The following is a 209-nucleotide window of genomic DNA, read 5'->3' as shown; positions in this document are numbered from 1 at the left end:
TCCGGCTCGGCGAGCGGTGTCGCGAGGTAGCCGGCCTGCTTGACCGCGTCGACCAGCCGGGCGGTCGTGACGCCGGCTTCCGCGTCGACGGTCGCGCGTTCGGTCGCGAGATTGACCGACGCCCGTGTGACACCGGGCACGTTGGCCAGCGCCTTCTCGACGCGCGCGACGCATGACGCACAGGTCATGCCGTCGATATCGAGTTCGAT

At 69.9% G+C, this 209-nt stretch carries 1 protein-coding gene; it reads right to left on the bottom strand.

Features of this window, described 5'->3' with window-relative positions; genetic code table 11:
* The coding region (locus HWY45_RS36540) for a heavy-metal-associated domain-containing protein (protein ID WP_176118547.1) at nt 1–209 on the bottom strand (209 nt) is incomplete at both ends.

This window comes from Burkholderia stagnalis (genome assembly GCF_902830275.1).
Lineage (GTDB): Bacteria > Pseudomonadota > Gammaproteobacteria > Burkholderiales > Burkholderiaceae > Burkholderia > Burkholderia stagnalis.
Note: the sequence above shows the minus strand (reverse complement) of the source record. Positions and strands in the feature narration are given on the sequence as shown.